The organism is Paractinoplanes durhamensis, assembly GCF_016862175.1.
In the GTDB taxonomy this organism is placed as follows: Bacteria; Actinomycetota; Actinomycetes; order Mycobacteriales; family Micromonosporaceae; genus Actinoplanes; species Actinoplanes durhamensis.
The window spans coordinates 87658-110594 of the sequence record NZ_BOML01000064.1; the positions used below are offsets into that span (position 1 = coordinate 87658).

Annotated in this window: 23 protein-coding genes; 12 read left to right on the top strand and 11 right to left on the bottom strand. The window is 70.7% G+C overall.

Annotated features, from left to right (window positions below; translation table 11 throughout):
• Positions 1–140: 140 nt before the first annotated feature.
• Positions 141–1256, bottom strand: a complete 1116-nt coding sequence (locus Adu01nite_RS49185; RefSeq protein WP_203734408.1) for a lytic polysaccharide monooxygenase — start codon at positions 1254–1256, stop codon at positions 141–143.
• Positions 1257–1523: 267 nt separating this feature from the next.
• On the opposite strand from Adu01nite_RS49185, the gene Adu01nite_RS39265 reads away from it, so the two are divergent.
• The 8 genes from Adu01nite_RS39265 to Adu01nite_RS39300 all read left to right on the top strand — a co-directional run bounded on the left by Adu01nite_RS39265 (position 1524) and on the right by Adu01nite_RS39300 (position 10879).
• A complete protein-coding gene (locus tag Adu01nite_RS39265) occupies positions 1524–2273 on the top strand; it encodes an SIR2 family NAD-dependent protein deacylase (protein ID WP_203734409.1) in 750 nt (249 codons plus the stop codon).
• The gene (locus tag Adu01nite_RS39270) at positions 2270–2800 is read left to right on the top strand and encodes a GNAT family N-acetyltransferase (protein ID WP_239133046.1); all 531 of its coding nucleotides are present in this window, start codon (positions 2270–2272) and stop codon (positions 2798–2800) included. The genes Adu01nite_RS39265 and Adu01nite_RS39270 overlap by 4 nt, the downstream gene beginning before the upstream one ends.
• Positions 2801–2871: 71 nt before the next feature.
• Positions 2872–3609 carry a phosphodiesterase gene (locus Adu01nite_RS39275; RefSeq protein WP_203734410.1) on the top strand — a complete coding sequence of 246 codons (738 nt, stop codon included), beginning with the start codon at positions 2872–2874 and terminating at the stop codon, positions 3607–3609.
• A gap of 71 nt (positions 3610–3680) precedes the next feature.
• Complete coding sequence (locus tag Adu01nite_RS39280) at positions 3681–5693, top strand: hybrid sensor histidine kinase/response regulator (RefSeq protein WP_239133047.1); 2013 nt, start codon at positions 3681–3683, stop codon at positions 5691–5693.
• Between the two features lie 39 nt (positions 5694–5732).
• Entirely contained in the window at positions 5733–6317 is a 585-nt protein-coding gene (locus Adu01nite_RS39285) for a DUF998 domain-containing protein (protein WP_203734412.1), read from the top strand.
• Between the two features lie 144 nt (positions 6318–6461).
• Positions 6462–8411 carry a serine/threonine-protein kinase gene (locus tag Adu01nite_RS39290; RefSeq protein WP_239133048.1) on the top strand — a complete coding sequence of 650 codons (1950 nt, stop codon included), beginning with the start codon at positions 6462–6464 and terminating at the stop codon, positions 8409–8411.
• A gap of 304 nt (positions 8412–8715) precedes the next feature.
• The gene (tuf, locus tag Adu01nite_RS39295) at positions 8716–9906 is read left to right on the top strand and encodes an elongation factor Tu (RefSeq protein ID WP_203734413.1); all 1191 of its coding nucleotides are present in this window, start codon (positions 8716–8718) and stop codon (positions 9904–9906) included.
• A gap of 100 nt (positions 9907–10006) precedes the next feature.
• The gene (locus Adu01nite_RS39300; RefSeq protein WP_203734414.1) at positions 10007–10879 is read left to right on the top strand and encodes a glycoside hydrolase family 16 protein; all 873 of its coding nucleotides are present in this window, start codon (positions 10007–10009) and stop codon (positions 10877–10879) included.
• Here Adu01nite_RS39300 and Adu01nite_RS39305 read toward each other — a convergent pair.
• Both Adu01nite_RS39305 and Adu01nite_RS39310 read right to left on the bottom strand, forming a co-directional pair.
• Positions 10876–11385 carry a hypothetical protein gene (locus tag Adu01nite_RS39305; protein WP_203734415.1) on the bottom strand — a complete coding sequence of 170 codons (510 nt, stop codon included), beginning with the start codon at positions 11383–11385 and terminating at the stop codon, positions 10876–10878. The two genes, Adu01nite_RS39300 and Adu01nite_RS39305, sit on opposite strands and share 4 nt — an antisense overlap.
• Positions 11367–12041, bottom strand: a complete 675-nt coding sequence (locus Adu01nite_RS39310; protein ID WP_203734416.1) for an alpha/beta hydrolase family protein — start codon at positions 12039–12041, stop codon at positions 11367–11369. The genes Adu01nite_RS39305 and Adu01nite_RS39310 overlap by 19 nt, the downstream gene beginning before the upstream one ends.
• A gap of 74 nt (positions 12042–12115) precedes the next feature.
• On the opposite strand from Adu01nite_RS39310, the gene Adu01nite_RS39315 reads away from it, so the two are divergent.
• Positions 12116–12502: a hypothetical protein gene (locus Adu01nite_RS39315; RefSeq protein WP_203734417.1), complete on the top strand. Its 387-nt coding sequence runs from the start codon at positions 12116–12118 to the stop codon at positions 12500–12502.
• On the opposite strand, the gene Adu01nite_RS39320 is transcribed toward Adu01nite_RS39315, so the two are convergent.
• From Adu01nite_RS39320 to Adu01nite_RS39335, 4 genes are all read right to left on the bottom strand, one after another.
• A complete protein-coding gene (locus Adu01nite_RS39320; RefSeq protein WP_203734418.1) occupies positions 12488–14674 on the bottom strand; it encodes a carbohydrate-binding protein in 2187 nt (728 codons plus the stop codon). The two genes, Adu01nite_RS39315 and Adu01nite_RS39320, sit on opposite strands and share 15 nt — an antisense overlap.
• A 74-nt stretch (positions 14675–14748) precedes the next feature.
• Complete coding sequence (locus tag Adu01nite_RS39325) at positions 14749–15795, bottom strand: SAM-dependent methyltransferase (RefSeq protein ID WP_203734419.1); 1047 nt, start codon at positions 15793–15795, stop codon at positions 14749–14751.
• 15 nt (positions 15796–15810) lie between these two features.
• Complete coding sequence (locus Adu01nite_RS39330) at positions 15811–16221, bottom strand: PLD nuclease N-terminal domain-containing protein (RefSeq protein WP_203734420.1); 411 nt, start codon at positions 16219–16221, stop codon at positions 15811–15813.
• 95 nt (positions 16222–16316) lie between these two features.
• Positions 16317–17111 carry an SGNH/GDSL hydrolase family protein gene (locus Adu01nite_RS39335; protein ID WP_203734421.1) on the bottom strand — a complete coding sequence of 265 codons (795 nt, stop codon included), beginning with the start codon at positions 17109–17111 and terminating at the stop codon, positions 16317–16319.
• Between the two features lie 212 nt (positions 17112–17323).
• Between Adu01nite_RS39335 and Adu01nite_RS39340 the strand changes: the two genes are divergently transcribed.
• Positions 17324–17698 (top strand): hypothetical protein, encoded by a 375-nt coding sequence (locus tag Adu01nite_RS39340; RefSeq protein WP_203734422.1) that lies wholly within the window; start codon positions 17324–17326, stop codon positions 17696–17698.
• Here Adu01nite_RS39340 and Adu01nite_RS39345 read toward each other — a convergent pair.
• Genes Adu01nite_RS39345 through Adu01nite_RS39360 form a run of 4 tightly spaced genes read right to left on the bottom strand, consistent with a single transcriptional unit; the run spans position 17695 to position 21056 of the window.
• Complete coding sequence (locus tag Adu01nite_RS39345; RefSeq protein WP_203734423.1) at positions 17695–19431, bottom strand: HelD family protein; 1737 nt, start codon at positions 19429–19431, stop codon at positions 17695–17697. The genes Adu01nite_RS39340 and Adu01nite_RS39345 overlap by 4 nt on opposite strands.
• A gap of 46 nt (positions 19432–19477) precedes the next feature.
• Complete coding sequence (locus Adu01nite_RS39350) at positions 19478–19741, bottom strand: DUF6510 family protein (protein ID WP_203734424.1); 264 nt, start codon at positions 19739–19741, stop codon at positions 19478–19480.
• The gene (locus Adu01nite_RS39355) at positions 19738–20487 is read right to left on the bottom strand and encodes a ferredoxin reductase (protein ID WP_203734425.1); all 750 of its coding nucleotides are present in this window, start codon (positions 20485–20487) and stop codon (positions 19738–19740) included. The genes Adu01nite_RS39350 and Adu01nite_RS39355 overlap by 4 nt, the downstream gene beginning before the upstream one ends.
• Positions 20457–21056: a sulfite oxidase-like oxidoreductase gene (locus Adu01nite_RS39360; RefSeq protein WP_203734426.1), complete on the bottom strand. Its 600-nt coding sequence runs from the start codon at positions 21054–21056 to the stop codon at positions 20457–20459. Before Adu01nite_RS39360 ends, Adu01nite_RS39355 begins: the two co-directional genes overlap by 31 nt.
• A 172-nt stretch (positions 21057–21228) precedes the next feature.
• Between Adu01nite_RS39360 and Adu01nite_RS39365 the strand changes: the two genes are divergently transcribed.
• Together Adu01nite_RS39365 and Adu01nite_RS39370 are read left to right on the top strand one after the other, a co-directional pair.
• Entirely contained in the window at positions 21229–22008 is a 780-nt protein-coding gene (locus tag Adu01nite_RS39365; RefSeq protein WP_203734427.1) for a hypothetical protein, read from the top strand.
• Between the two features lie 99 nt (positions 22009–22107).
• A complete protein-coding gene (locus tag Adu01nite_RS39370; RefSeq protein ID WP_203734428.1) occupies positions 22108–22842 on the top strand; it encodes a hypothetical protein in 735 nt (244 codons plus the stop codon).
• Positions 22843–22937 lie beyond the last annotated feature (95 nt).

Consider the following 22937-nt stretch of genomic DNA (forward strand, 5'->3'; position numbering starts at 1 on the left):
GTCCATGTGGACGGATTGGTGTCTCAGGAACCGGTGTCACGCGAGAGATGCTGGTGGGTCTCCCTTCATTCGTGGGGGTCAATGCTGGGAGCGCTCCCAAATGACTCTAGCGGGCCGTTCGGGAGTTGAGAAGGGGTTCGTCAGGTCGTCGCGCTGCAGGTGACCGTCGGGGTGGCCGCCGTGCCGGAGGCGAGGAAGCCGAATGTGGTGCTGCCGCCCGCACTCAGCGCGCCGTTGTAGCTGGCATTCGTCGACGTCAGTACGTTCCCGCTGACGCTCGAGGTGGCGTTCCAGGTCTGCTGGATGCTCGGCGCGCTCGGGAAGGTCAGCTTCGTCGTCCAGCTCTTGATCGCCGAGGAACCGGCCGTGACGATCACCGTGCCCTGGTAGCCGCCGGACCACTGGCTGGCCAGCTGGTAGGAGGCCGAGCAGGCACCGGAGGCCGGCGGGGTGGTGGTGGGCGCGGTGGTCGGAGCCGTCGTGGGCGCCGTGGTCGGCGCGGTCGTCGGCGCGGTGGTGGGTGCGGTCGTCGGGGCCGTGGTGGGGGCCGTGGTCGGCGCGGTGGTCGTGGTGCCGCCACCGAAGTCGATGTCGCTGCACCAGTAGTACGACTGGTCCAGGTGGCTGGCCTGCCAGATCGTGTAGACCATGGCCCGGCCGGTGCGGCCGGTCACCGACACCGGGATGTTCAGCTGCACGCCGCCGGTCACCGTCGTCCACTGTGCCGCCGGCGTGTTGCCGACCACCGAGACGCGGGTGAGGTCCGACCACTTCAGCGCGGTCGTCCGCGGGTCGAAGCCCGGATTGGTGACGTAGACCCACAGGTAGTCGGCGCCGTGCAGCGCCTGGTCGAAGACCTGAACGGTGAAGTTGTTGCTGACCGTGGTGGCCTTCCAGTCACCGACCGTGTCCATCGCGTTGTAGCGGCCGCTCTGCGTGTGGCCGGCGCTGCACAGCTGACCGTCCGGGATGGCGCCCTGGTGGTTGCCGGCGACGCCCTCCCGATAGAGGCCGTTCCAGTTCCACATCGCGTTGGGGTCGGCCTGCCAGGCCTGCCAGCACATCGGATCGAGGGTGGCCATGGTCGGATCCTGGAACTTGTCGCCCCAGCGCTGCCAGCAACCGTAGTTGCGGGAGGCGGGACCGATGACGTTGCCGTGTGCGGATGCGGGGCCGGCCGGGATGGCGACGGCGAAGGCGGCGATGAGCACGCCGGCGATGGCGCTGACGAGCAGGCGCATGCGTTTTCTGGACATGAGGGCTGAACTCCGCTGGGGATATTGGCCTCGGTGGACGAGGCCAGGGGGCCATGGGGGAAGGTGCGGAGGATGCCCTCAACCTCCGCGGGCGTGACCCGGCGAGTGACAGCTACCATCCATGCTGAATTGACATCTGTCAATAATGAACACGCCGTGACACGCACCGGCGGGGGATATGGGGGAGCGTCCGCGCCCCCGGTACGGAACAATTCGCGCGGACGGCCGCGCCACTGGGGCTGCGGCGCTGAGCTGCCGGGAGGCGAGATGCCCGAGCGCGACGCCGGAGACCTGCTCCGCGATGCCGAGCGGATCGTGGTCTTCACCGGTGCGGGGATGTCCGCCGAGAGCGGTGTGCCCACCTTCCGGGACGCGCTGACCGGCCTCTGGCAGCGCTTCGACGCCCAGGCACTGGCCACCCCGGAGGCGTTCGAGGCCGACCCCGCCCTGGTCTGGGGGTGGTATGAGTGGCGCCGGGCCGAGGTCGAGCTGGTCTGGCCGAATGCCGGGCACCGGGCGGTGGCCACCATCGCCGCGCACACCCCGGACACCCTGGTGATCACCCAGAACGTCGACGACCTGCACGAGCGGGCCGGCACCACCCGGATCGTCCACCTGCACGGCAGTCTGTTCGCGCCGCGCTGCTCGGCCTGCGGGCACGCGGCCGCCGTCTCCGAGCTGCCGGCCGAGGGCGGTCGGATCCCGCCGCCGGCCTGCGCCGACTGCGGCGACGATGTGCGGCCCGGCGTCGTGTGGTTCGGCGAGCCGCTGCCGGCCGATGCGCTGTCGGCCGCGACCGAGGCCGCCTCCGACTGCGACCTGCTGCTCACCATCGGCACGTCCGGCCTGGTCCACCCGGCCGCCGAAATTCCGTACATGGCGGCCCGGGCCGGCGCCGCGGTCATCCAGATCAACCCCGAGCCGACCCCGATCGACTCGGTGGCCACGATCAACCTGCGCGGCCCGGCCGCCCAGATCCTGCCCGACCTCGTGTGCAAAGCCTGGGGAGACCGATGACTCTCACCACCGAGCGGCTTCTGCTGCGCCAGTGGCGCGCCGCCGACCGCGAGCCGTTCGCCGAGATGAACGCCGACCCGGTCGTCATGCGCCACTTCCCGTCCCGGCTCACCCGGGCCCAGAGCGACGCGATGGCCGACCAGAAGGAGGCCGCCGTCGCCGAGCAGGGCTGGGGTCTCTGGGCGGTCGAGATCAAGGACACCGGCGACTTCGCCGGCTTCATCGGCCTGCAGGCGGTGCCGGCCTACCTCTCGTTCGCCCCGGCCATCGAGATCGGCTGGCGGCTGGGTGCAAGGTTTCACGGCGTCGGGTACGCGACGGAAGGCGCCCGCGACGTCCGGGCGTACGCCTTCGAGGTCCTGGGTCTTCCGGGGCTCGTCTCGATGACCTCGGCGCTGAACACGAACTCCCGTCGCGTGATGGAGAAGCTGGGTATGACCCACGACCCGGCCGAGGACTTCGACTACCCCACCGATCCGCCGGACTGGTCCGGCCGCCGGCACGTCCTCTACCGGCTCGCCGCCTAGGAGTCCCGCCTCGACAGGTGTCGCCTATTGGACGTCGAAGCGTAGGCGTTCTTGCGCGTAGCGTCAGCGCTATGGGGATATTCGCGCACGTCAGTGATGTCCATATCGACGCGGAGGAGCGCAGTGTCCAACGCGCCGGCCGGGTCTTCAACTACCTGGCCGGCCTGCCGACACCGCCCGACGCGGTGATCGTCACCGGCGACCTCGCCGACCACGGCGCCGAGGCGGAGTACGAGCGGCTCCGCCAGCTCGTCGATCTGGACGTCCCGGTGCTCTGGTGCCCGGGAAACCACGACGCCCGCGAGCCCTACCGCAAGGCGCTGCTCGGCGAGGAGCCGGATGCCCGGCCGATCAACCGGGCGTTCGAGATCGCCGGCACGCTGATCCTGATGCTCGACTCGAGCATCCCGGGCCGCAACGACGGCCTGCTCGCCGACGAGACCCTGGAGTGGCTGACCGCCGCCCTGGCGAAACGTCCCGACCTGCCCACCCTGGTCTGCTTCCACCACCCGCCGGTCCCGCTGGGCCTGCCCTTCGTCGACGAGATACGGCAATTCGGGGCCGAGCGGCTCGCCGCCGTGCTGGAGCGCAACCCGCAGGTGGTGGCGGTGCTCTGCGGCCACGCGCACACCCCGGCCGCGGCCACGTTCGCCGGCCGCCCGCTCCTGGTCGCCCCGAGCGTCACCTCGACGCTGATGCTGCCGTTCGAGACCGACGAGGTCTTCGACCGTGACCTGCCCCCGATGATCGCGTTCCACCTGCTCGGCGAGGACCGCCGGCTCACCACCCATTACCGCGTCATCCTCTGATCATTTGTTGCAAAGCTGGCGAACCGGCCGCACGCACCCCATTCGCCACGGATCATGGCGACATGGGAGTCATGGCTTACCCCCTCCGGTACGCGCTAGCCGACCTCGCCCTGGCCCTCAGCCGGGTCGCCGACAACTCCGCCGAGGTGCAATCCACCGCGGCCCGAGCAGCCGCCGACATGATCGGCGACGGCGCCGGCGTGCAGCTGCTGCGCGACGACGGCCGTTACGACGGCCTCATCTACCGGCACGTCGACGACGAACGGTCGGCCGCGCTGAGCCGGGTGCTGGACCACAAGGACCAGCTGCCCGACGACGACTTCTCCACCGCCCTCGCGGCCAGTCGCCGGCCGATCGTGCTGGCCGGCGACGGCGTGGAACCACTGGCCGGGGACGAGCACCACATCCACGCGGCGGTGCTGGTCCCGGTGATCGTCGACAACACGTACGCCGGTTACCTGGTGCTGACCCGGGAGACGCCGGGCGCGTTCTACTCGACCGCCGAGGTCGAGCTGGCCCGCGACATCGCCGGCGAGCTCGCCCTGGCCGCGTCGAGTGCCCGCGCACTGGAACGGCTGCGGCTCTCCGAGGAGCGCTACCGCCGGGTGCTGGAGACCATCCCGGAAGGGGTGCTCCAGCTCGACCCGGACGGCGTGGCCACCTACGCGAACGAGCCGATGGGCGTGGTCCTCGGCCTGCCCCGCCCGCAGCTGGTCGGGGTGTCGCTGCGCGGCTTCCTCGACGACCAGGGGCAGAAGGAGCTGACCCGCCGCCTCGGCGAGTGCGAGCAGGGCCGCTCCACGGTCGGCGCGACCCGGCTGATGCGGGCCGACGGTTCCCGCCGCAGCGTGCGGATGAGCATGATGCCGCTGATGGACGACCACGGCGGGTTCACCGGCGTGGTCTGCATGGTCACCGACACCACCGACCACATCGACGCCCGCGGCCTCAAGCGCCAGCTCGACCACCTGCGCCGGCTCGACAGCCTCGGTCAGCTGATCGGCGGCATCTCGCACGACTTCAACAACCTGCTCACCGTGGTCGGCGGCTCGGCCGACATGATCCTCGGCTCGCTCGAGGAGGGTTCCGAGCCGCACCGGCTGGCCCAGGACATCCTCGAGGCGGTCGGCACCGGCCGCACGCTGACCCACCAGCTGCTCGCGTTCGGCCGCAGCGACGGCAACCGGCCCGAGATCATCCCGATCCCCGACCTGCTCACCGACGTCCAGTCGCTGTTCAGCCGGACCCTCGGCGAGCACATCGGCCTCGACCTGGCCTTCGGCGCCGACGTGTGGCCGGTGCGGGCCGAGCGCGGCCCGCTGGAGCAGGCCCTGGTCAACGTGGCGGCCAACGCCCGGGACGCGATGCTGCACGGCGGCATGCTGCGGGTGGCGGCCACGAACGAGGTGCACGAGCAGGGCGAACCGCCCGAGGGCGCACCGTCCGGCCGCCTCGTGCATCTGGTGATCACCGATACCGGTACGGGCATGACCAATGAGGTACGCGAACGGGCGCTCGAACCGTTCTTCACGACCCGCCCGACCGCGGCCGGCCTCGGGCTGGCCACCACGGCCGGCATCGTGCAGGGCGCCGGCGGCCACATCGTGCTGGAGTCGCAGCCCCGCATCGGCACCACGGTGCACCTCTACCTGCCGGCCGCCGAGGAGAAACCGGCCTCCGCCGAGGCCCGCCCGACCCAGGTGATCGGCACCGTCCTCATCGTCGAGGACCAGCCCGAGGTGGCCATGCTGGTGCAGCGGCTGATCGAGCCGGCCGGCTACACCATCGGGGTGGCCACCGACGCGCTGATGGCGGTCACCCAGGTCTCCGCGGGCGCCCACCCCGACCTGCTGATCACCGACGTGGTGATGCCGACCATGACCGGCCCCGAGCTGGCCGCGGCGCTGCGCACCCACCACCCGGACCTGCCGGTCCTCTACATGTCCGGCTACACGGCCGCGTCCCTCGGCCCGCAGCTGCACCTCGACGACAACAGCATGCTGATCGAGAAGCCGTTCACCCGCTCGACCCTGCTGGGCGCCATCCGGACGCTGTGCGGCCCCCAGCCCACGGCGGAGAAGTAGCTCAGCCCCGGCTCAGCCGCCCGCGCCTATCGTCCGGGCATGAGCCGGGATCGATTCCTGCTGTGGTGCGGAGTGCTGGGCGGCCCGCTGTTCGTCGTGGTCTTCCTGGTCAACGACCGGATCCGGGACGGCTACGACCCGGTGCGGGATTTCGTGAGCGAGGCCGCGATCGGGCCCGGGGGCTGGCTGCAGATCACCAGCTTCGTGGTGACCGGCGCGCTGCTGGTCGCGTTCTCGGTCGCGGTGCGGCGGGTCGTGTCGGTCTGGACCGGGCGGCTGCTGACCGTGTTCGGGGTGGCGCTGTTGCTGGCCGGGGTCTTCGTGAGCGATCCGGCCCCGCACACCGTCCGGACCGGCCACGGCATCGTCCACGACCTCGTCTCGGTGCCGATCTTCCTCGGGGCGCTGCCGGCGGCGGCGTTCGTGGCCGCCCGGTGGCGGCCGACCCGGGCGTGGAGTTGGTACTGCCGCGCGGTCGGGGTGGCCATCCCGGTCCTGTTCATCCTGAGCGGCGGCATCGGGTCGGCCACCGGCGTGTTTCAGCGCCTGGCCATCGCCGTCGGCTGGACCTGGGTCGCCGGGCTGGGCCTGCGCGCCCTAAGTGCAGGTCGGGGGCGTTCCTGAATTTTCGAACGACTGCCGGGCGCGGCAGTGACGCGAATCCGGCTATCCCGACCAAAGGTGCGAACTTGGACGCCGGGGCTTGCCATCGATCCGGACAAACAGCAGGATTCCGGGGCATCGGTGACAGCCCGGGAGGAAACTTTCGTGACCAAGGATCGCACGAGCAGCGTCGCACGCGCGGATTCTGACGGCGCGTCGGCAATGGATCTCAGCGGACGGTACGTGGGCAGCTCGTATGTCCTGCAGCATCCGATCGGCCAAGGCGCCACCGGCACGGTCTGGCGCGGCGTGGACCGGTCGACCGGCGAACCGGTCGCGGTGAAGCTGCTGCACGAGAGTCTGCTGCGGCAACCCAAGCTGGTCACCCGCTTCGTGCAGGAGCGCACCATCCTGCTGATGCTGCGGCACCGCAACGTGGTGCGGGTCCGCGACCTGTTCAGCGTGGGCGAGACCCTCGGGCTGGTGATGGACCTGGTCGAGGGCGGCAGCCTGCGCGACCACCTGCGCGAGCACGGCACCGTCGCCGCCGGCGAGGCCGCACGCCTCGCGGCCCAGGTCGCGTCCGCGCTGGCCGAGGCGCACGAGCTCGGCGTGGTCCACCGGGACCTGAAGCCGGACAACATTCTGCTGCGCGTGGAGGGCGGCAGGCTGGACACCCGGCTCACCGACTTCGGCGTGGCCCGGATCCTGAACACCCCGAGCATGACCACGCCGAACGCGGTCGTCGGCACCCCGCACTACATGGCCCCGGAGGCGTTCCACGGAACCACGGCTTCGCCGGCCACCGATGTGTACGCCCTGGGCGTGCTCCTCTACGAGCTGGTCAGCGGGCGGCCGCCGTACGACAGCGACTCGATCCCGGACCTGATGCGGCGGCACATGGAGGGCCATCCGCGGCGGCGGCCCGGGGTGCCGGACGAGATCTGGGACGTGATCGAGGACTGCATGGCGGGCAAGCCCCGGCTGCGGCCGAGCGCGGCCGAGCTGGTGGTGGCGCTGTCGGACGCGGCCCGCGTCTGCGGTGGGGCGCGGGCCCTGCCCCGGCCGCGCGGGGTCTACACCGATCCGGGCAGCGCCTACGCGGACGATTCGGCGTTCTACCCGAACGGGCTGTCGGATGCGCGGGCGCGGGCGGCCGCCCCCGGGCCGGTGCTGCCGGCTGCGCGTGCGGCCCCGGCGCGCCTTACCGGGACGGGAACGGGGGCGGACCGGCGGGCCGGCCTGGGGCGGGACGGGACCGGTGGGGTGGACGGCGAGGAGGCGGTCAGTCTGCTTCCGGTGCCGCGAAAGCCGGTGTCGGGTGAGCCGGTCCTGCGTGATCCCGTGTCGCGTGAGCCGGAACTGCGTGAGCCGGTCCCTCCTCCTGAGGCAGAGCGTACGAACGCGGTGCCGCGCTGGCGGTGGCTCAAGCGGCCGGGGGCGACCATGGCGCTGATCGCGGCGGCGATGGTGGCCTCGGCGGTGGCGACCACGGCCTGGAACTACGGGCGGGCCGAGGGACAGCCCCAGGACATCGCAACCGAGCGGGTGCTGGCGGCGCCGGCCGGGTCGCCGGCGCCATCCGGCTCGAACGGCCGGGCGCCGCGGAAGGTTGCCCGGTCCGGGGCGGCCGTTCCGGTCGAGCAGCCGGGTTCGGCCGCCGCGCGTTCGGTTACGCACACACGCGTACCCGCCAAGGTCGTTGCACCCAGGGTGACCGAGACTCGGTCACCGGAACCCGAGGCAAAGCCCTATGGGCCTTGGCAGTGCACGCAGAGTTTCGCGATCGACATGACCAGCCGGACGCCGCTCGCGCCGGTGCCGTGCCAGATGCTCGGGAGCGACATCCGGTACCAGGCCTCACTGACCGCACCGGGCGGCGGCACCGGCAGCATCACCGTGGCGTTGCAGGACGCGGGCAGCGGCCGCACCGTCGCCGGCCCGAAGACCTGCAACAACCTGGCGTTCGGCGGCGACGCGGCAACCCGGGGATGCGGCCCGTCGGCGGCGACCCCGGCCCGCGGCCGCCGCTACTCGGTGGTGATGACGTACCGGTACGAACGGGGCGGCCGCACGATCGCCAGTTCGTCGAAGGGTTCCGCCTTCACCTGGTGACCCCGCGGCCCACCCGCGGATCGTGATGGCGCCGCTCGCCGACATCACCAGGGCGTAGGAAATTAGTTCGACGTCTCGTCGGTTGATGCCTACCGTGATCCACATGTTCGCGCCCGGTCTGCAGCTGCCCTCGTCGGTGGCTCCCGTGTGCGTTCGTTCGCTCAGCGGCGCCGATACCCGAAGCTGACCCTTCCCCACCAGTTGCAGAACCCCGGGGAAGGGTCGCTGGTCCCTGCGCGGGTTCTGACGCGGCCCACCGCCGCGGATGTGAAATATCCAGCCTTACCACCAGTGAGGAAATCCCATGGCCAAGAGCCAGTTCATTCGTAACAAGCCGCACGTCAACATCGGGACGATGGGGCACGTCGACCACGGGAAGACGACCCTGACCGCCGCCATCACGAAGGTCCTCGCCGACCGCGACCCGGCCGCCAACCGGTACGTCGCGTTCGAGGGCATCGACAAGGCGCCGGAGGAGGCCGCCCGCGGCATCACCATCACCATCGCGCACGTCGAGTACGAGACCCCGGCGCGCCACTACGCGCACGTGGACATGCCCGGCCACGCCGACTACGTGAAGAACATGATCACGGGGGCGGCGCAGGTGGACGGCGCGATCCTCGTCGTGTCGGCGCAGGACGGGTCGATGCCGCAGACGCGGGAGCACGTGCTCCTCGCCAAGCGGGTCGGCGTGCCGTACCTGGTGGTGGCGCTCAACAAGAGCGACGCCGTCGACGACCCCGAGCTGCTCGACCTGGTCGAGCTCGAGGTGCGGGAGCTGCTGTCCGAGTACGGGTTCCCCGGCGACGAGGTGCCGGTGGTGCGGGTCAGCGCGCTGAAGGCCCTCGAGGGCGACCCGCGGTGGGTCAGCTCGGTCGTCGAGCTGCTCGACGCGGTCGACGACTACGTGCCGGTCCCGCCGCGCGAGCTCGGCGAGCCGTTCCTGATGCCGATCGAGAACGTCCTGTCGATCAGCGGCCGGGGGACCGTCGTCACCGGCAAGGTCGAGCGCGGCACGCTGCGCGTCGGCGACCCGGTCGAGGTCGTCGGCCTCGGCCCGACCGTGGCCAGCGTGGCCACCGGCCTGGAGATGTTCGGCAAGTCGCTGGACACCGCCCAGGCCGGCGACAACGCGGCCGTTCTGCTGCGGGGCGTGAAGCGCGAGCAGGTGCAGCGCGGCCAGGTGGTCGCGGTGCCCGGCAGCGTGACCCCGCATCGGAACTTCCGGGCCACGATGTACGCGCTGACCTACGCCGAGGGCGGCCGGCACACGCCGTTCGAGGCCAACTACCGGCCCCAGTTCTACTTCCACACGACCGACGTGTCGGGTGGTCTGGACCTGGGCGGGCTCGAACTGGTCATGCCGGGCGACACCCTCGACGCGGTCGTGGTGAGCCTCGGCAAGCCGGTCGCGCTCGAGATCGGCATGGGCTTCGCGGTCCGTGAGGGCAACCGCACGGTCGCCGCCGGCACGGTCACCGAACTGCTCGACTGAACACCGTCGCGGCCCGGCCAGCACGGCCGGGCCGCGCTCGTTCTCATCATGATCAGGTAGCCTTCGCGCTGGTGAGAGCCCAGACCGGCAGGAGAGCGCGATGAAAAACGCCCGCCTGGGCCGATTTGTCGCCGCCGGCGCGGGGGCTGTCCTGGCCGTGGCGGCAGTCGCCCTCGTGGTGCGCGACGAGCCGGCCGGCGTGCCCGCGGTCGCCGCACCCAGCACCCCGGCCGTGGAGCCGACCACCACCGCCCCGGTCACCCATTCCAGCGATGAGGCCGCCGCCCGGCACGGCTGGGGCGAGCCGGTGGCGAGCCAGTCCGACGAATACAACGGCACTTCGGTCGACCTGGACAAATGGGGCCTGTTCGGGGTCGACGCCGGCGAGTCGGCCGGGTGTTCGGCGGGTTATCACGCGCACGGCCGGCGCTGCGCGTCGCAGACGACGGTGGCCGGCGGCTACCTCAGCGTGACCGGCACGGCCGACGGCAAGACCGGCGGCCTGTGGGGCCGGATGACCCCGTTCCGGTACGGCCGGGTCGAGGTCCGCGAGCGCGCGGTCGCCCTGACCGCCAACGGCGGAAAGGCCTACCACGCGGTCCCGCTGATCTGGCCGGAGATCGAGGAGGACTGGGAGGACGCCGAGATCGACTTCGCCGAGCGCGACGTCGGCGCCAAGTCGGTGAGCCTCTACGTGCACCACGAGGGCACCCAGAACTGCTCGTCGGCGGTCGACTCCACCAAGTTCCACAACTACGCCGTCGACTGGCAGCCGAACACGATCACCTGGTACGTCGACGGCAAACTCATCTGCACCGTCAAGGCGACCATCGACTCGTTCAGCCGCTCCAACGGCGGCGCGCAGATGGACATGTTCCCGGCCGACGGCACCCTGATGCGGCCGGCCCGCCAGGACATCGACTGGGTCCGGATGTACGCCACCGCCGCCACCGAGTACCAGCCGCAGGCCTAGCGCGTTCCCTCCGGGTGGGAGCCCAGCGTGCCGCCGAGGAAGAACGGTACGTCGCCGAGGGAGCCGCCCATCGAGCGGCGGATCGCGTTCAGCAGCACCAGATGCGCGGCCGCCGCCGGGCGGGACGCTGCGTTCAGCGCGTCCTCGTCGGCCGGGTCGTCGACCGGGTTGCGGCTCGCCACCGCTTTGAGGAAGACGCCGACCGCGCGGCCGAAGCCGTCGATCTCGGTGGCCACGCTCAGCGGCGCGACCAGGCTCGCCGACGTCAGCGCGACACTCCAGGCGGCCCAGTCGGGGTGGGCCGGCTGCCGGTCGAGGTGGGCGCGGCGCAGCTCCATCATGAACCGTGCGTACTGCGCGAACAGCTCCTCGTACGCCTTCAGCTGCTTGTCCCGCAGCCAGTGCCGCTCCTGCGAGCGGCGGGTGACGGCCCCACCGACGACCACACCCAGAGTCGCCGAGAACGCGCCACCGATCGTTGTCGCGATTACCGGCAGGATGTCCACGGCTCGAAGTCTGTCAGGTGCGCCGACAGGAAACGCGCCTGACTGTCCAGAAGGGACTCGGTGTCCGGCGCCCCGACTGCCGCGTGCCCGACGCCGGGCAGCAGCATCAGCTCGTGTGGCCGGCCGGCCGCGGTCAGGGCCTCGGACAACCGCAGGGTGTGCTCCGGCCGCACGTTGCGGTCGGCCAGGCCGTGCATGAGCAGCAACGGACGGGTGAGCCGCGGCGCCAGGTCCGGCAGCGACAACCCGTCGTAGCGATCCGGGTGGTCCGGCAGCCGGCCGAGGGTGCGTTCCCGCAGGTACGCGTCGTAGCGCCGCTGGTCGGTCACGCCGGCGCCGGCGACCGCGACGTGGAAGACGTCGGGTCGTTCGAGGACCGCCAGGATGGCGAGCGTGGCGGAGAACGACCAGCCCCGGATCCCGACGCGTTCGAGGTCGAGTTCCGGATGCTTCCGGGCGGCCTCGTGCAGCCCGGCGACCTGGTCGTCGAGCGGCCGGCGGAACGGATCGCCGTAGATCTCCTTCTCCCAGTCGGGACCGCGGCCGGGGGTTCCGCTGCCGTCCACGACCAGGACCGCGAAGCCCTGCTCGGCGAACCACTGGGAGACGTACGCCCGGAAGTCGGGCACGTTGGTGACCCGCTGCCCGGCGACCACCAGAAACTTCGCCCGGCCGAGGTGTGCGGCGCGGCCACCGGGCCGAGATCCGTCGTCTCGCCGTCCTCGATGACATGCAGAACACCGTCACGCCGAAAGGCGACCCGTCGCCCGGTCGGATCCGGCCGGGGATCGGTGACCGGGAAGGCGGCCAGCACCCCGTCGGGTCCGCACAACTGTCCACTACGGACAAAAACCAGCAGACCACCGCCGACGCCGTACGAGGTGATCGGCCCCTCGGCGACCAGCCGTTCTGCACCGGATGCGACGTCGAGCGCCCACAGGTGTTCGACCGGGTCGTCGCCGGCCCGGCTGCGCAGGAACAGCACGGTCTTTCCGCCGTCCGCCCCGGTCAGCGCCCGCGGCGTGCCCAGCGCGAAGCGCCGGGTGCGGATCAGCTGGGCGGGCAGGGTGTCCACGGCCATGGCGGACACCCTGCCACAGCCTCAGGTGAGCTGTAGGTAGTCCAGGTTGAAGCCGCCGGTCACGCACAGCAACGTGATCACCTGGTCGCCGGCCGGCAGCGTCAGCGGGACGTGCACCGACTGGTAGGTGGCCCAGCCGCCGGTGTCCGGCACCGAGACGGTGGTGCCGCCGATCGAGATCGCGCCGGCCGCCACCGCACCGGTTCCGTTGGCCACCCGCAGTTCCAGGCCGTACGTGCCGGCCGTGGCGACGTCCAGGCGGTACTGCAGCCAGTTGCCGGCCGCGGTCCAGCCGACGTTCTTGCCGCCGCTGGCCGTGGCGTTCGACTCGACGAAGTTCACGCCCTCGGTCCAGCCCTGCTGCGCCACGTACGCCTCGGCCTCGACCCGCTCGCCGATCGGGGCGCCGTGCGGGGCCACGGTCAGATGCACGGTGGTAGCGGCACGAGCCGCACCGTCGGTGACGTAGAAGGTCAGGGTCTGCTCACCCGCGGTGGTCGGGTGGACGGTCACCTCGCCGGTGGTCGCGTTCAGTGACACGCCGGCCGGCAGGTCGGTGGCGTAGAAGGCGAGCCGGTCGCGGTCCCGGTCGGTGGCGGCCAGCCGGAACGTCGTCGTCACGTACTGGTCGGCGGTGATCGGCGCGGCCGGCGCGAACACCGGTGCGTGGTTGCGGTGGGTGCCCGGGGGTTGCGCCTTCCAGCGGTACGTCGCGTACGCGCCGGCCGGCACATCGACCACGAAGGACTCGGCGCCGAGCACGACGCGTACCGAAGCGGGGGTGGTGTTGCTGTTCGCGACGATGGCGGTGAAGTCGTTTCCGTCGCGGTAGACGACGTTGCTGACGCCGCCGGCCGGGGCGCTCGACTCGACCCGGGTGTCGCCGGGCTTCAGGTAGCGGGCGAACTGGCCGAGCGGGTAGAGCTCGTCGCGTACCGCGAAGGTCCTGGTGTTGGTATTGACCTTGACCAATCGATCGGGCCATTTCGTGGTTGCCGCGATCTGATCCCAGTCGACGTTGTTGTCGCGCTTGTCGGTCCAGTGCAGGGTGCCGCCGTCCTGATCGGTGGCCTGCGCCCACAGCACGTACGAGCTCGCGTCCAGCCGGAAATAGCTGAGCACGGTGGCCGGGCTGAGGTCGCTGGTCTCGGTCAGATGGACCGGCTTGCCGAATTCCTCGTACGCGTCCCGCATCACCGTCGGATCGCCCCAATAGGGGTGGAAGGCGATCGCGTCGGCCGCTTTCCGGGCCGCCGGGTCGTTCATGATGCGGTAGTAGTTCTTGGTCTCGGTGCTGGCCGGGTCGCGCCAATCCCAGAAGTTGAAGTCGTGCACGTACAGGTCGGTGCCGAGGCCGGCCTTCCGGGTCTCCCGCTTGATCGCGACCGCGAGTTTCTGCTGCTGCTCGACGCTGATGTCCATGGCCGGATAGACGACATCCATGCCCGGCTCATTGAGCAGCGTCAAAGCATCAACCTTCACCCCCTTCCGTGCGTACGCCTGCAGATACTTCACGTAGTACCGCGCGAACACGTCGATGCAGTCGTCGCGCAGCTTCCCGGCCTGGTAATAGGAGGTGGTGCTGCCCGGTTTGAGGACGACCTCGCCGAGGAATTTGTTGTTCGTCTTCATCCAGGCCGGCGCGCTCCAGGCGGAGGCGAAGAAGGTGGCCTTCGGGTTGTACTTCAGAATCAGCCGGGCGGTGTCCACGATGTGCAGATCGACGTCGCGCTGAATGGAGAAGTGCTTCAGATCGAAGTCGCTGCTGACCCCGGCCGGCAATTCGTCGTAGGACCAGAACGGCAGGTGCTCGATGAGGTCGGGGCTGCCGATGGTGAGCCGGAAACGGTCGAGCCCGGCGCCGGTCTTCGGGTCGGCGATCAGCCGGATCGCGTCTTCCCGCTCGGCCGGCGTGAGTTTCCAGAGGTTGGACACGCTCGTCTCGTCGAGCGAGAAGCCGATCCCGCTGTACTGCTGCCGCGCCTGGCTGGGGTCGATGACGACGGTCGCGTCGGCCGCCCGGCCCGGGTCGGCGCCGATCCGGGCCGACGGCAGCGCCTCCCACGCGTGCGCCGCGCCGGTCGAGTAGGTGCCGCTGACCACGGCGCCCCGCGGATGGTGCCCGCCGGCCGTGGCCGGTGGAGCCGCGGCCAGCAGCAACGTCGCCGTCGATGCGGCGGCGAGTGCCGCGGTTGTCGATCGCCTCACGAGACCTCCCGGGCAGAGATAGACCAACTGCTATCCGGGTGAGTTTATTAAGCTCTTTAACTAAGAAGCAACGCTTACGAAACGTTCCGGAACAAGCCGCGGTAGAACGGCGTCGCCCGGAACGGGCCGCCGTGGTGCGGGCTCCGCCACGGCGGCAGGTCACCGACCGTCAGCTCGTAGTCGGGATGGACGCCGTCGTCGCTGGTCCGCCGGGTGAAGGCGATCGGGAGGTGGTCGCCGCAGGTGACCGGGACCGGCTCCGGGAAGGGCGCGTAGACCGGCGCCCAGGCCCTGGTCCCGCCGTCCAGGGCGTCGACCTCGCGGCCGCCGCGGGACTCGGCGGCCACCCGCGTCCACAGCAGAATGCCGGACATCCGGGCCGAGGTCGCGCCGATCCGCAGTTCGGCGCGGAGGCGTTCGTCGTGCGGCGGCGGCTGATCGGCGCCGAAGACGATCGACTCGATCGCGACGGCGGTGGAGATGACCGCGTCGGCCGAGGGGCCGCCCAGGCAGAGTCGCGCGTCGAACGGGGCGCCGGCCGCCTCGAAGACCCGGTCCAGGTAGGGGACGGTCTCGGCGGCCAGCGCCAGGTCGGTGCCGTCGAGGTCGACCGCCGCCGCCCAGGTCTGGATGCGGAACGGGATCCAGGCGCAGTCCGGGGTGCAGAGCCGGGCGCGGGCATCGCCGAGCACCGCGATCGCGCCCTCGGCCGAGGCGATGTTGCCGACGATCTCGGAGACGCAGACCTCGGCGCGCTCCGGAAGGGTGATCTGGGTGGAGAGGCCCGGCAGGACCGTGACCCGCTCGTCCAGGCCGGCGGCGATGACGGCGTCCACGGCCTGATCGGCCGTGGCCGGATCGGCCTCGATCGCGTAGACGTGCCGCGCTCCCGCATGCCCGGCCTCGATCGCCCAGAGCGCGTCGCGGCCGGTGCCGATGTCGATGACGACCTTGCCGGGCGCCGCCGCCCGGACCGCGTCGCGATAGGCCCGGTGGCGGTCGTCGGCGGCGTCGAAGGCGTCGTAGACCCGGTCATCGTACGCCGGGTACTCGCCCATCGACGGGAACAGGACGTAGGGCGACCCGGCCGCGTCCACGGTCCGGACCGTCCACTGCGTCATCGGCTCATCGTGCCATCACTCCGTGTCGGAACCGCCCTGCTTGCGGCGCAGTTCGTCCTCGCGGCGGCGCAGGTCGGCCTCCCACGTCTTCATCATCGCCTCGTCCTCGCGGCGGCTGGTGGAGAGGCCGCGGAGGAACTCGGGGTCGTCGTCGGGGGCCATCGACCGCTGCCGGGGACGCTCGTTTTCCGGGAAGCCGCTGCCCGGGCGCCACACGGTGCCGTTGCTCAGCCGGACCGCGGGCGCGGGACGCCCGGCGACGAACCAGGCGATCGCGCCGACCGGCGAGAACAGCAGGATGATGAACACCCACGGCACTCGCGGCAGGGCGCGGATCAGCGACTCCTCGGCGGAGAGGCAGTCGATGAGCGCGACCACGAGCAGGGCGAGATCGAGGAGCACGAACAGCGAGTAGAGGCGAACCATGGCGGAGATCCTCCCAAAGCCGGGGCGATCCCGTGGTCCCGGAAAAGGTGCAAATCGGTAGTGTGGCCCGGCGGGATTCCGCCGGGCCATCCTTACTACTTGATCGCTCCGGAGAACGCCGGCAGATAGCCGTTGGTGTAGCCGGTCTTGGTGGGGTGGAAGGAGTTCTGGGCCGGGATCACGGTCAGGCCGTTGAGCCACGCCGAGGACGCGCAGATGCCGTGGCCGGCGAACTCGTCCCGGACGTCGGACCAGGTCAGGCCGGCGGCCGCGACCCGTTCGGCGATCAGGTCGTCGAGGACCTGGGCGCCGGAGTTGAGCACCCGGCGCTTGGCCAGGCTCATGCCGGTCAGGCCGCAGGACGACGACGCGGTGTCGAACAGCAGCGGATAGCCGAGGACGACCACCTGCGCGGCGGGGGCCTTCGCCTTGATCGCGGCGTACGTCGCGTCGAGCTTGGCTCCAAGGGTCGCCGAGATGTCGTCGATCGCGTCCTCGACCGTCGCAGCGCAGGCCGCGTCGGAGGAGAACTGGCAGCTCAGTACGGTCGGCGCGAAGCCCGCGTCGTTGCCGCCGATGGTGATGCTGATCAGGTCGGTCCCACTCGGGATGGCCGGGGCCTGGTCGTCGAGGACGTCGCCGGTGACGGCGCCGCTGCAGCTGAGGTCGGTGAACGACTTGGGGGCGTTGCGGCTGACCCACTGGCCGGGGTAGCCGTTCGGGCTGCGGTAACACGTTCCGGTCTGGCCGGGTGCGCCGACGCCGGAGGAGTAGGAGTCGCCGAGGGCGACGTAGTCGATCGAGGACGCCGCGGCGGCGGGTGCCGCGATGCCGAGAGACAGCAGTGCGGTGCTGACGAGACAGCCGAGGACGAGGTGACGTCTGCTCATCGGGGTGGCCTCCGGTCCTGGTGGGGGAGAGGAAGCCGAAGCGCTCCGGTTACCGGACAGTAGGTCGGCGGCGTGGGAGAAGAAACGTCCTGCTTTTATCGGTTCGAGGGAGTAACGTTCGTCAATGTGTTGGTGTGCCGCCTTTGATCGTTTTCAGAGCCGGCACAGGCGACCCTCAGGATCCGCACAGTTGATCGCACTACCGTTTGCCCATGGAAGAAGAACGGGCACGCCGGGTCGTCGAGACACTGAGGTCACGCAACGTCTTCGCCCACGTGAAGCTGCCGCAGGCCGGCGTCACCCAGTACGGCATCCGGGTCGTTCTGCCGGACGGGCGCGAGGCCATCTGGGACAACGACGGCACCGCCGGCCTCGAAGCCCAGATCATGCGCAACGGGATCCTCGTCGGCTACGTCGCCTCGATCCCCGACTCGGAGAATTTCGGTGACGGCCAGATCGTCGAGGCGATCGCAACCGCCGACTACGACCGCCCGGTCGGCCGCTCCCGCCCGTCGACACCGCGCCCGGCCCCGGCCGGTCGCCCGGCCCAATCCCTGAGCCAGCGCCTGCGCGGCACCTTCCGTTAGGACATATCGGGGTTGATCAGCGCCTCCAGGCGCCGCATCGCCACCGGCCACAACTCGGGCGTCAGCGAGCCGAGCAGCGTCTCGGCCATCGCCTGCACCACCATGTCGATCGTCTCCCGTGTCGCCGCGTCCATCTCCGGCTCCGGCGCGGGCGCGGGCTTCGGTGGGGGTGGTGCCTGCACGGGAATGACCGGTGCTTCCGCCGCCACCGGCGCCGGTGCCGGCCCGAACTCGGCCGGCAGGTCCTCCGCCGCACCGATCAGGTGAAGGTAGCCGGTGGCCCGGGTCAGGGCGATGTAGAGCAGCCGGTGCCCGCGCGGGTCGTCGTCCAGGATGAGACCCGGCTCGACCACCACCGACGCGTCGAACTCCAGGCCCTTCGCCTCGTGCGGGGCGAGCAGCGCCACCCCGACCCCGCCCGGCTCGTCGTCGCCGGCCGGATGCCAGGGCAGGCCCTCGTCGTCCAGCGCCGCCTCGACCTCGGCCCGGCAGCGGGCCGGGCAGATCACCGCCACCGAGCGGCCCCGATCGGCGTGCACGGCGGCGGCCGCGGCCACCAGCGGGCCCCGGGTGCTGGCATCGGCCGGCGCGATCGCCGGGTCGGACGGGCCGTCGCGGACGGTCGTCGGCGCCTGCACGCTCGGCGCGGCCATCGGCAGCAGCTCGGCCGCGAGATCGAAGATCTGCCGCGGGATGCGGTAGCCGAACCGCAGCTCCCGATGCTCCGTCGGCATCGTCGCCGGAAGCTGTGCCACCAGGTCGTGCCAGTCGTCGCGGGCCCACGGGCCGGTGGACTGGGCGATGTCGCCGACCACGGTCATCGACCCGGTGCGCGACCGCCGGGCGATCGCCCGCACCTGCATCGGCGACAGGTCCTGCGCCTCGTCGACCACCACGTGCCGGAAGGCCTGGGGGTCGTCGCCGGCCAGATGGTCGGCCTCGTCCAGCAGCGGCAGGTCGGCCTCGCTCCAGCCGTCCTCCTCGGAGCGGTGCAGCGACGCGATCTCCCGATCGGTGAACTCGCCGCCGGCCGCCGCGGCCAGCAGCTTGCGCGAGCCGAACAGCTCCCGCAGGAACTCCTTCGGCTCGGCCGGCGGCCACAGCCGGTCGGCCAGCAGGTCGGCGGCCTCCAGGATGTGCCGCGGATCCTTGGTCGCGGCCGCCAGCACCGCGCGCAGGATCCGCCGCCGGTCGCCGGGCGGCGCTTCACTGGCCTTGGCCGTGTCGACCACCTGACGCAGCATGATCGGGTTGAGCTTCACCGTCTCGCCGTCCACCTCGATGGACGACGGCAGCTCCTCGGGCGCGCGGTTCTGGTACTCCTCGAAGGCCCGTTTCAGCAGGCCGGCCATCCGAGCCTCACCCTTGAGCCGGATCACGTGCGGTGCCTCGTCGCGGATGCCGCCGGCGGCCGGCAGCAGACCGGCCACCGACCGGTGCACCACCCGGTCGTAGCCCCAGCCGGTCAGCACGTCGTCGGTGAACCGGGCGAACGCCTCGGACGGCCCCACCACCAGGGTCTCGGCGTCGTCGAGCAGCCCCTCGTCGAGCAGCCAGGCCACCCGGCGCAGCGCCGTCATCGTCTTGCCGGTGCCGGGCCCACCCTGGACGATCAGCAGCCGGTCCAGCGGGGTGCCGACCACCTCGTCCTGGGCGGCCCGGATCGTGGGCACCAGGTCGGGGCCGGTGGCGGTGCTGTCCCGGCCCAGCAGCGCGAGCAGATCGTCATCCACCGGGGCGCCCGGGTCGGCGGGGCGGAACATGTCTCGGCCGGCCGGGTCAGGAGCCCGCGAGGGGCAGTTCGAGGCGGACGGATCCGCGCAGGTCGAGGAAGACACGGTCGGGGGCCTGCACCACCCGTACGACCACATCCGTGCAGTGCGGGCAGCGGCCGACCTGGCCCATCTCCTGCCCCCACAGGATGAGGGTGGCGACCGCGTCGGCATGGCCGCAGCCGGCGCAGGTGTAGCGGGCCGCGGTCACGTCGACCGTGAAGAGCTCCCGCAGGTCACCTGCCATCGCGTTGCCGTCGAGAGGATTCATGACGTACCTCCGAAGCGTTCCGTGCGGATGCGCTTGGGGTCGTGGCCGAGAGCCACCAGGATGTCTGCGGCGGCCTCGACGAACGTGGTCGGACCGCAGACGTAGCAGTCCGGGGTGAACTCGGCGGGCCAACCGTAGCTGTTGATCGTGGCCACGTCGATCCTCTTCGGCGGGGCGGGCCATCCGTCCGGCGTCTTGCGGGTGTAGACGAACTTCACGTCGAGGCCGGGATCATCGCGTACGCGTCGAGCCAATTCATCGGCGTAACAGGCGTCGCCGGGTGTGCGTACCGAATAAATCAGCCGGAACGGCGTCTTGTTCTTCGCCGCACCGCGGGCACGGATCATCGCCATCAGCGGGACCACCCCCGAGCCGCCCGCCACCAGGAGCACCGGCGTCTGTTGGGTCTCGCGCCAGACGAACCAGCCGCCCACCGGTCCGCGCAGCTCCAGCTGCTCGCCGATCTGGAGGGTGTCGGTGAGGTAGGGGGAGACCTCGCCGTCGTCGACCCGCTGGACGGTGAGCTCGACGGTCTTGCTCTCCCACGCGGACGCGATCGAGTAGCTCCGCTGCGCGCGGTAGCCGTCCGGCGCGGTGAGCCGGACGTCGATGTGCTGCCCCGGCAGGTGGCCCGGCCAGTCCGGCACGTCGAGCACGAGGGTGCGGGCCGTCGCCGACTCCCACCGTTCCTCGGTGAGGGTGGCCGCCCGCCAGGTCAGTCGCCCTGGTAACGCTGCTCGAGCCATGGGTCTCCGTACATGTGGTAGCCGGCCGCTTCCCAGAAGCCGGGTTCGTCCTCGTTCATCAACGTCAGACCGTTGACCCACTTGGCCGATTTCCAGAAGTACAGGTGCGGGATGAGCATCCGAGCCGGCCCGCCGTGCTCCGGTTCAAGATCCTCGCCGTCGAACTTATAGGCGATCCACGCCTTGGAGTCCAGAAGATCTTCCAGCGGTACGTTCGTGGTGTAGCCGCCGAAGCTGTGCACCATCGTGTAGTCGGCAGCAGTGTCGACCTCGGCGAGCAGCGTGTCCAGCGAGACGCCGCGCCAGGTCGAGCCGAGCTTCGACCATTTGGTGACGCAGTGGATGTCGACCGTGACGTCCTCGCTGGTGAGGGCGGTGAACTCGGTCCAGTTCCAGCTGCTCTTCGCGCCGGTCTCGGTGGTGATCGTGAAGCTCCACCGGTCGAGCGGGATGCGCGGCGTCGGCCCGGCGCTGAGCACCGGGAAGTCATGTGTGAGGTATTGACCGGGCGGCAGGCCGGGGATCGACTCGCGTCGCCGGCCGCCGAACCCTCGGGAAATGATGCCCATGGTTCCTGAGTAAACCGCATGATCATTTCCAGCGGCAGCCCGTTGTCAATTGATCTTGGTGATGCCGATCGCGCCGCTTCGCCGTTTTAGCACGATTTATCCGATCCTTTGGAACCATAGGGGTTCGGGACCCGCCGCGGCGGGCCATGCCGAGACCCATGGGGATCTTGAAATGAGCAATCACGACGACGATCGGCCCGAGGACGACGGCGTCTACCAGTCGGCCGCCGGCCGGGGCCGTGGCCGGCGCCGCCGCAACCAGATCGCGGTCGGCATCATCGGCCTGGGCGCGGTGCTGGGCGCCGGCGCCTACCTGATCACCGCCCAGGTGATCGACCACCAGAACTCGACGGTGACCACGGACGCGGGCCCCACGCAGCCCCCGATGGGCGCCGCCGACTCCGTCGACTCTCCGACCGAGGATCCGTCACTGCCGGTGCCGTCCCCCTCGGTGTCGGTGTCGGTGCCGAGCGGCGGCTCGACGAAGAGCGGTGTCAAGCAGTCGACGAGTCCGGCACCGTCGCTGTCGCTTCCGCCGAGCATGAGCGTCGAGGAGCAGATCCGCCAGGCCCGGGAGAAGGCAGCCGCGGACGGCTACCCCGTGCAGAAGGCGCTGACCGCGGGCCCGAACGTGCCGACCGGCCCGGTCGACGAGCGGACCGAGAAACACAAGGGCGGCATCCTGCGCGTGATCACCGCCCGCCACGACCTCACCGGCCAGCGCGAGCTGCTGTGGCCGGCGAACGGTGGCAAGCGGGTCGGCGACGCCGAGTGCACGCAGACATTCAGGTTCTCGAACAACGACAAGGCGTCCACCAAGCCGAATCTGCTGCTCTGCTGGAAGACCTCGGCCAAGCGGAGCGTGATCACCATGATGATCGACCAGGACGGAAAGCCGTCCGGCGCGGAAAGCGTGAAAGTGATCGACCAGGAATGGGCCAAACTCGACTGACCCATTGCCGTTTTGACATGTTTTATCCGTTCCCTTGCGACCATATGGGTTCGGGGCCCGCCGCGGCGGGCCGAATCGAGACCCGTAGGGGATCTTGAAATGAGCAATGACGACGACTTCCCGTTCCCGGACGACGGCGTCAACGACCAGCCCGTTGCCGGCGACGGACGTAGCCGGCGCCACCGAACCCGGATCGCGGTCGGCGTGATCGGTCTGGGCGCGGTGCTCAGCGCCGGCGCCTACATCGCCACCGACAAGGTCATCGACCACCGGAACGCGAGTGTGGCGACGGAGGCGGGTGCACCGCCCCCGCAGGGTGCCGCGGACTCGGTTACGGTGCCCTCCGTGGCGGCCGCCCCGGCGCCGACGGCGAGCCCGACGAAGGGTGCCGCCAAGCCGCCGGCCACCACGTCGACCTCGGTGCCGGCGTCGGTGGCGGAGGAGATCCGCAAGGCCCGGGAGAAGGCCGCGAAGGACGGGCACCCCGTGCAGCCCGCGCTGACCCCGTCCGGCGACCTGAAGGGCAAGGTGACCACGCGCAACGAGCGCCGGCCGAACGGATCGCTGCGGGTGGTCACGGCGCGATTCGACCTGACCGGGCAACGGGAAATGCTCTGGGCCGCCGACAAGGGCAAGCCGGTCGGCGCCGCGCACTGCACCAGCAAGATCCACTTCAGCAACGCCGCCGAACCGGTCGTTCAGCCGAACCTGCTGCTCTGCTGGCAGACCTCGGCGGCGAAGAGTGTTGTGACGGTCCTGGTCGACCAGGGTGGGCACCCGTCGGCCGAGGAAAGCGTCAAGGTCATCAACAGCGAGTGGGCCAAGCTCGGCTGACTTCGCCGCCCCGTTCTCGGGAAACTCACAGGCGTTGGTCGCTCGTTTTGGATTGTTATGTCCGGTCCGTTGAGACCATGGATTTTCGGGGGCCC

Coding starts and splice junctions, on each gene's coding strand:
- Adu01nite_RS39280 (WP_239133047.1), top strand. CDS start 3,681: ATGGCTTACCCCCTCCGGTACGCGCTAGCCGACCTCGCCCTGGCCCTC.
- Adu01nite_RS39275 (WP_203734410.1), top strand. CDS start 2,872: ATGGGGATATTCGCGCACGTCAGTGATGTCCATATCGACGCGGAGGAG.
- Adu01nite_RS39300 (WP_203734414.1), top strand. CDS start 10,007: ATGAAAAACGCCCGCCTGGGCCGATTTGTCGCCGCCGGCGCGGGGGCT.
- tuf (WP_203734413.1), top strand. CDS start 8,716: ATGGCCAAGAGCCAGTTCATTCGTAACAAGCCGCACGTCAACATCGGG.
- Adu01nite_RS39270 (WP_239133046.1), top strand. CDS start 2,270: ATGACTCTCACCACCGAGCGGCTTCTGCTGCGCCAGTGGCGCGCCGCC.
- Adu01nite_RS39315 (WP_203734417.1), top strand. CDS start 12,116: ATGCAGAACACCGTCACGCCGAAAGGCGACCCGTCGCCCGGTCGGATC.
- Adu01nite_RS39285 (WP_203734412.1), top strand. CDS start 5,733: ATGAGCCGGGATCGATTCCTGCTGTGGTGCGGAGTGCTGGGCGGCCCG.
- Adu01nite_RS39355 (WP_203734425.1), bottom strand. CDS start 20,487: ATGGCTCGAGCAGCGTTACCAGGGCGACTGACCTGGCGGGCGGCCACC.
- Adu01nite_RS39325 (WP_203734419.1), bottom strand. CDS start 15,795: ATGACGCAGTGGACGGTCCGGACCGTGGACGCGGCCGGGTCGCCCTAC.
- Adu01nite_RS39265 (WP_203734409.1), top strand. CDS start 1,524: ATGCCCGAGCGCGACGCCGGAGACCTGCTCCGCGATGCCGAGCGGATC.
- Adu01nite_RS39335 (WP_203734421.1), bottom strand. CDS start 17,111: ATGAGCAGACGTCACCTCGTCCTCGGCTGTCTCGTCAGCACCGCACTG.
- Adu01nite_RS39365 (WP_203734427.1), top strand. CDS start 21,229: ATGAGCAATCACGACGACGATCGGCCCGAGGACGACGGCGTCTACCAG.
- Adu01nite_RS39340 (WP_203734422.1), top strand. CDS start 17,324: ATGGAAGAAGAACGGGCACGCCGGGTCGTCGAGACACTGAGGTCACGC.
- Adu01nite_RS39360 (WP_203734426.1), bottom strand. CDS start 21,056: ATGGGCATCATTTCCCGAGGGTTCGGCGGCCGGCGACGCGAGTCGATC.
- Adu01nite_RS39350 (WP_203734424.1), bottom strand. CDS start 19,741: ATGAATCCTCTCGACGGCAACGCGATGGCAGGTGACCTGCGGGAGCTC.
- Adu01nite_RS49185 (WP_203734408.1), bottom strand. CDS start 1,256: ATGTCCAGAAAACGCATGCGCCTGCTCGTCAGCGCCATCGCCGGCGTG.
- Adu01nite_RS39370 (WP_203734428.1), top strand. CDS start 22,108: ATGAGCAATGACGACGACTTCCCGTTCCCGGACGACGGCGTCAACGAC.
- Adu01nite_RS39330 (WP_203734420.1), bottom strand. CDS start 16,221: ATGGTTCGCCTCTACTCGCTGTTCGTGCTCCTCGATCTCGCCCTGCTC.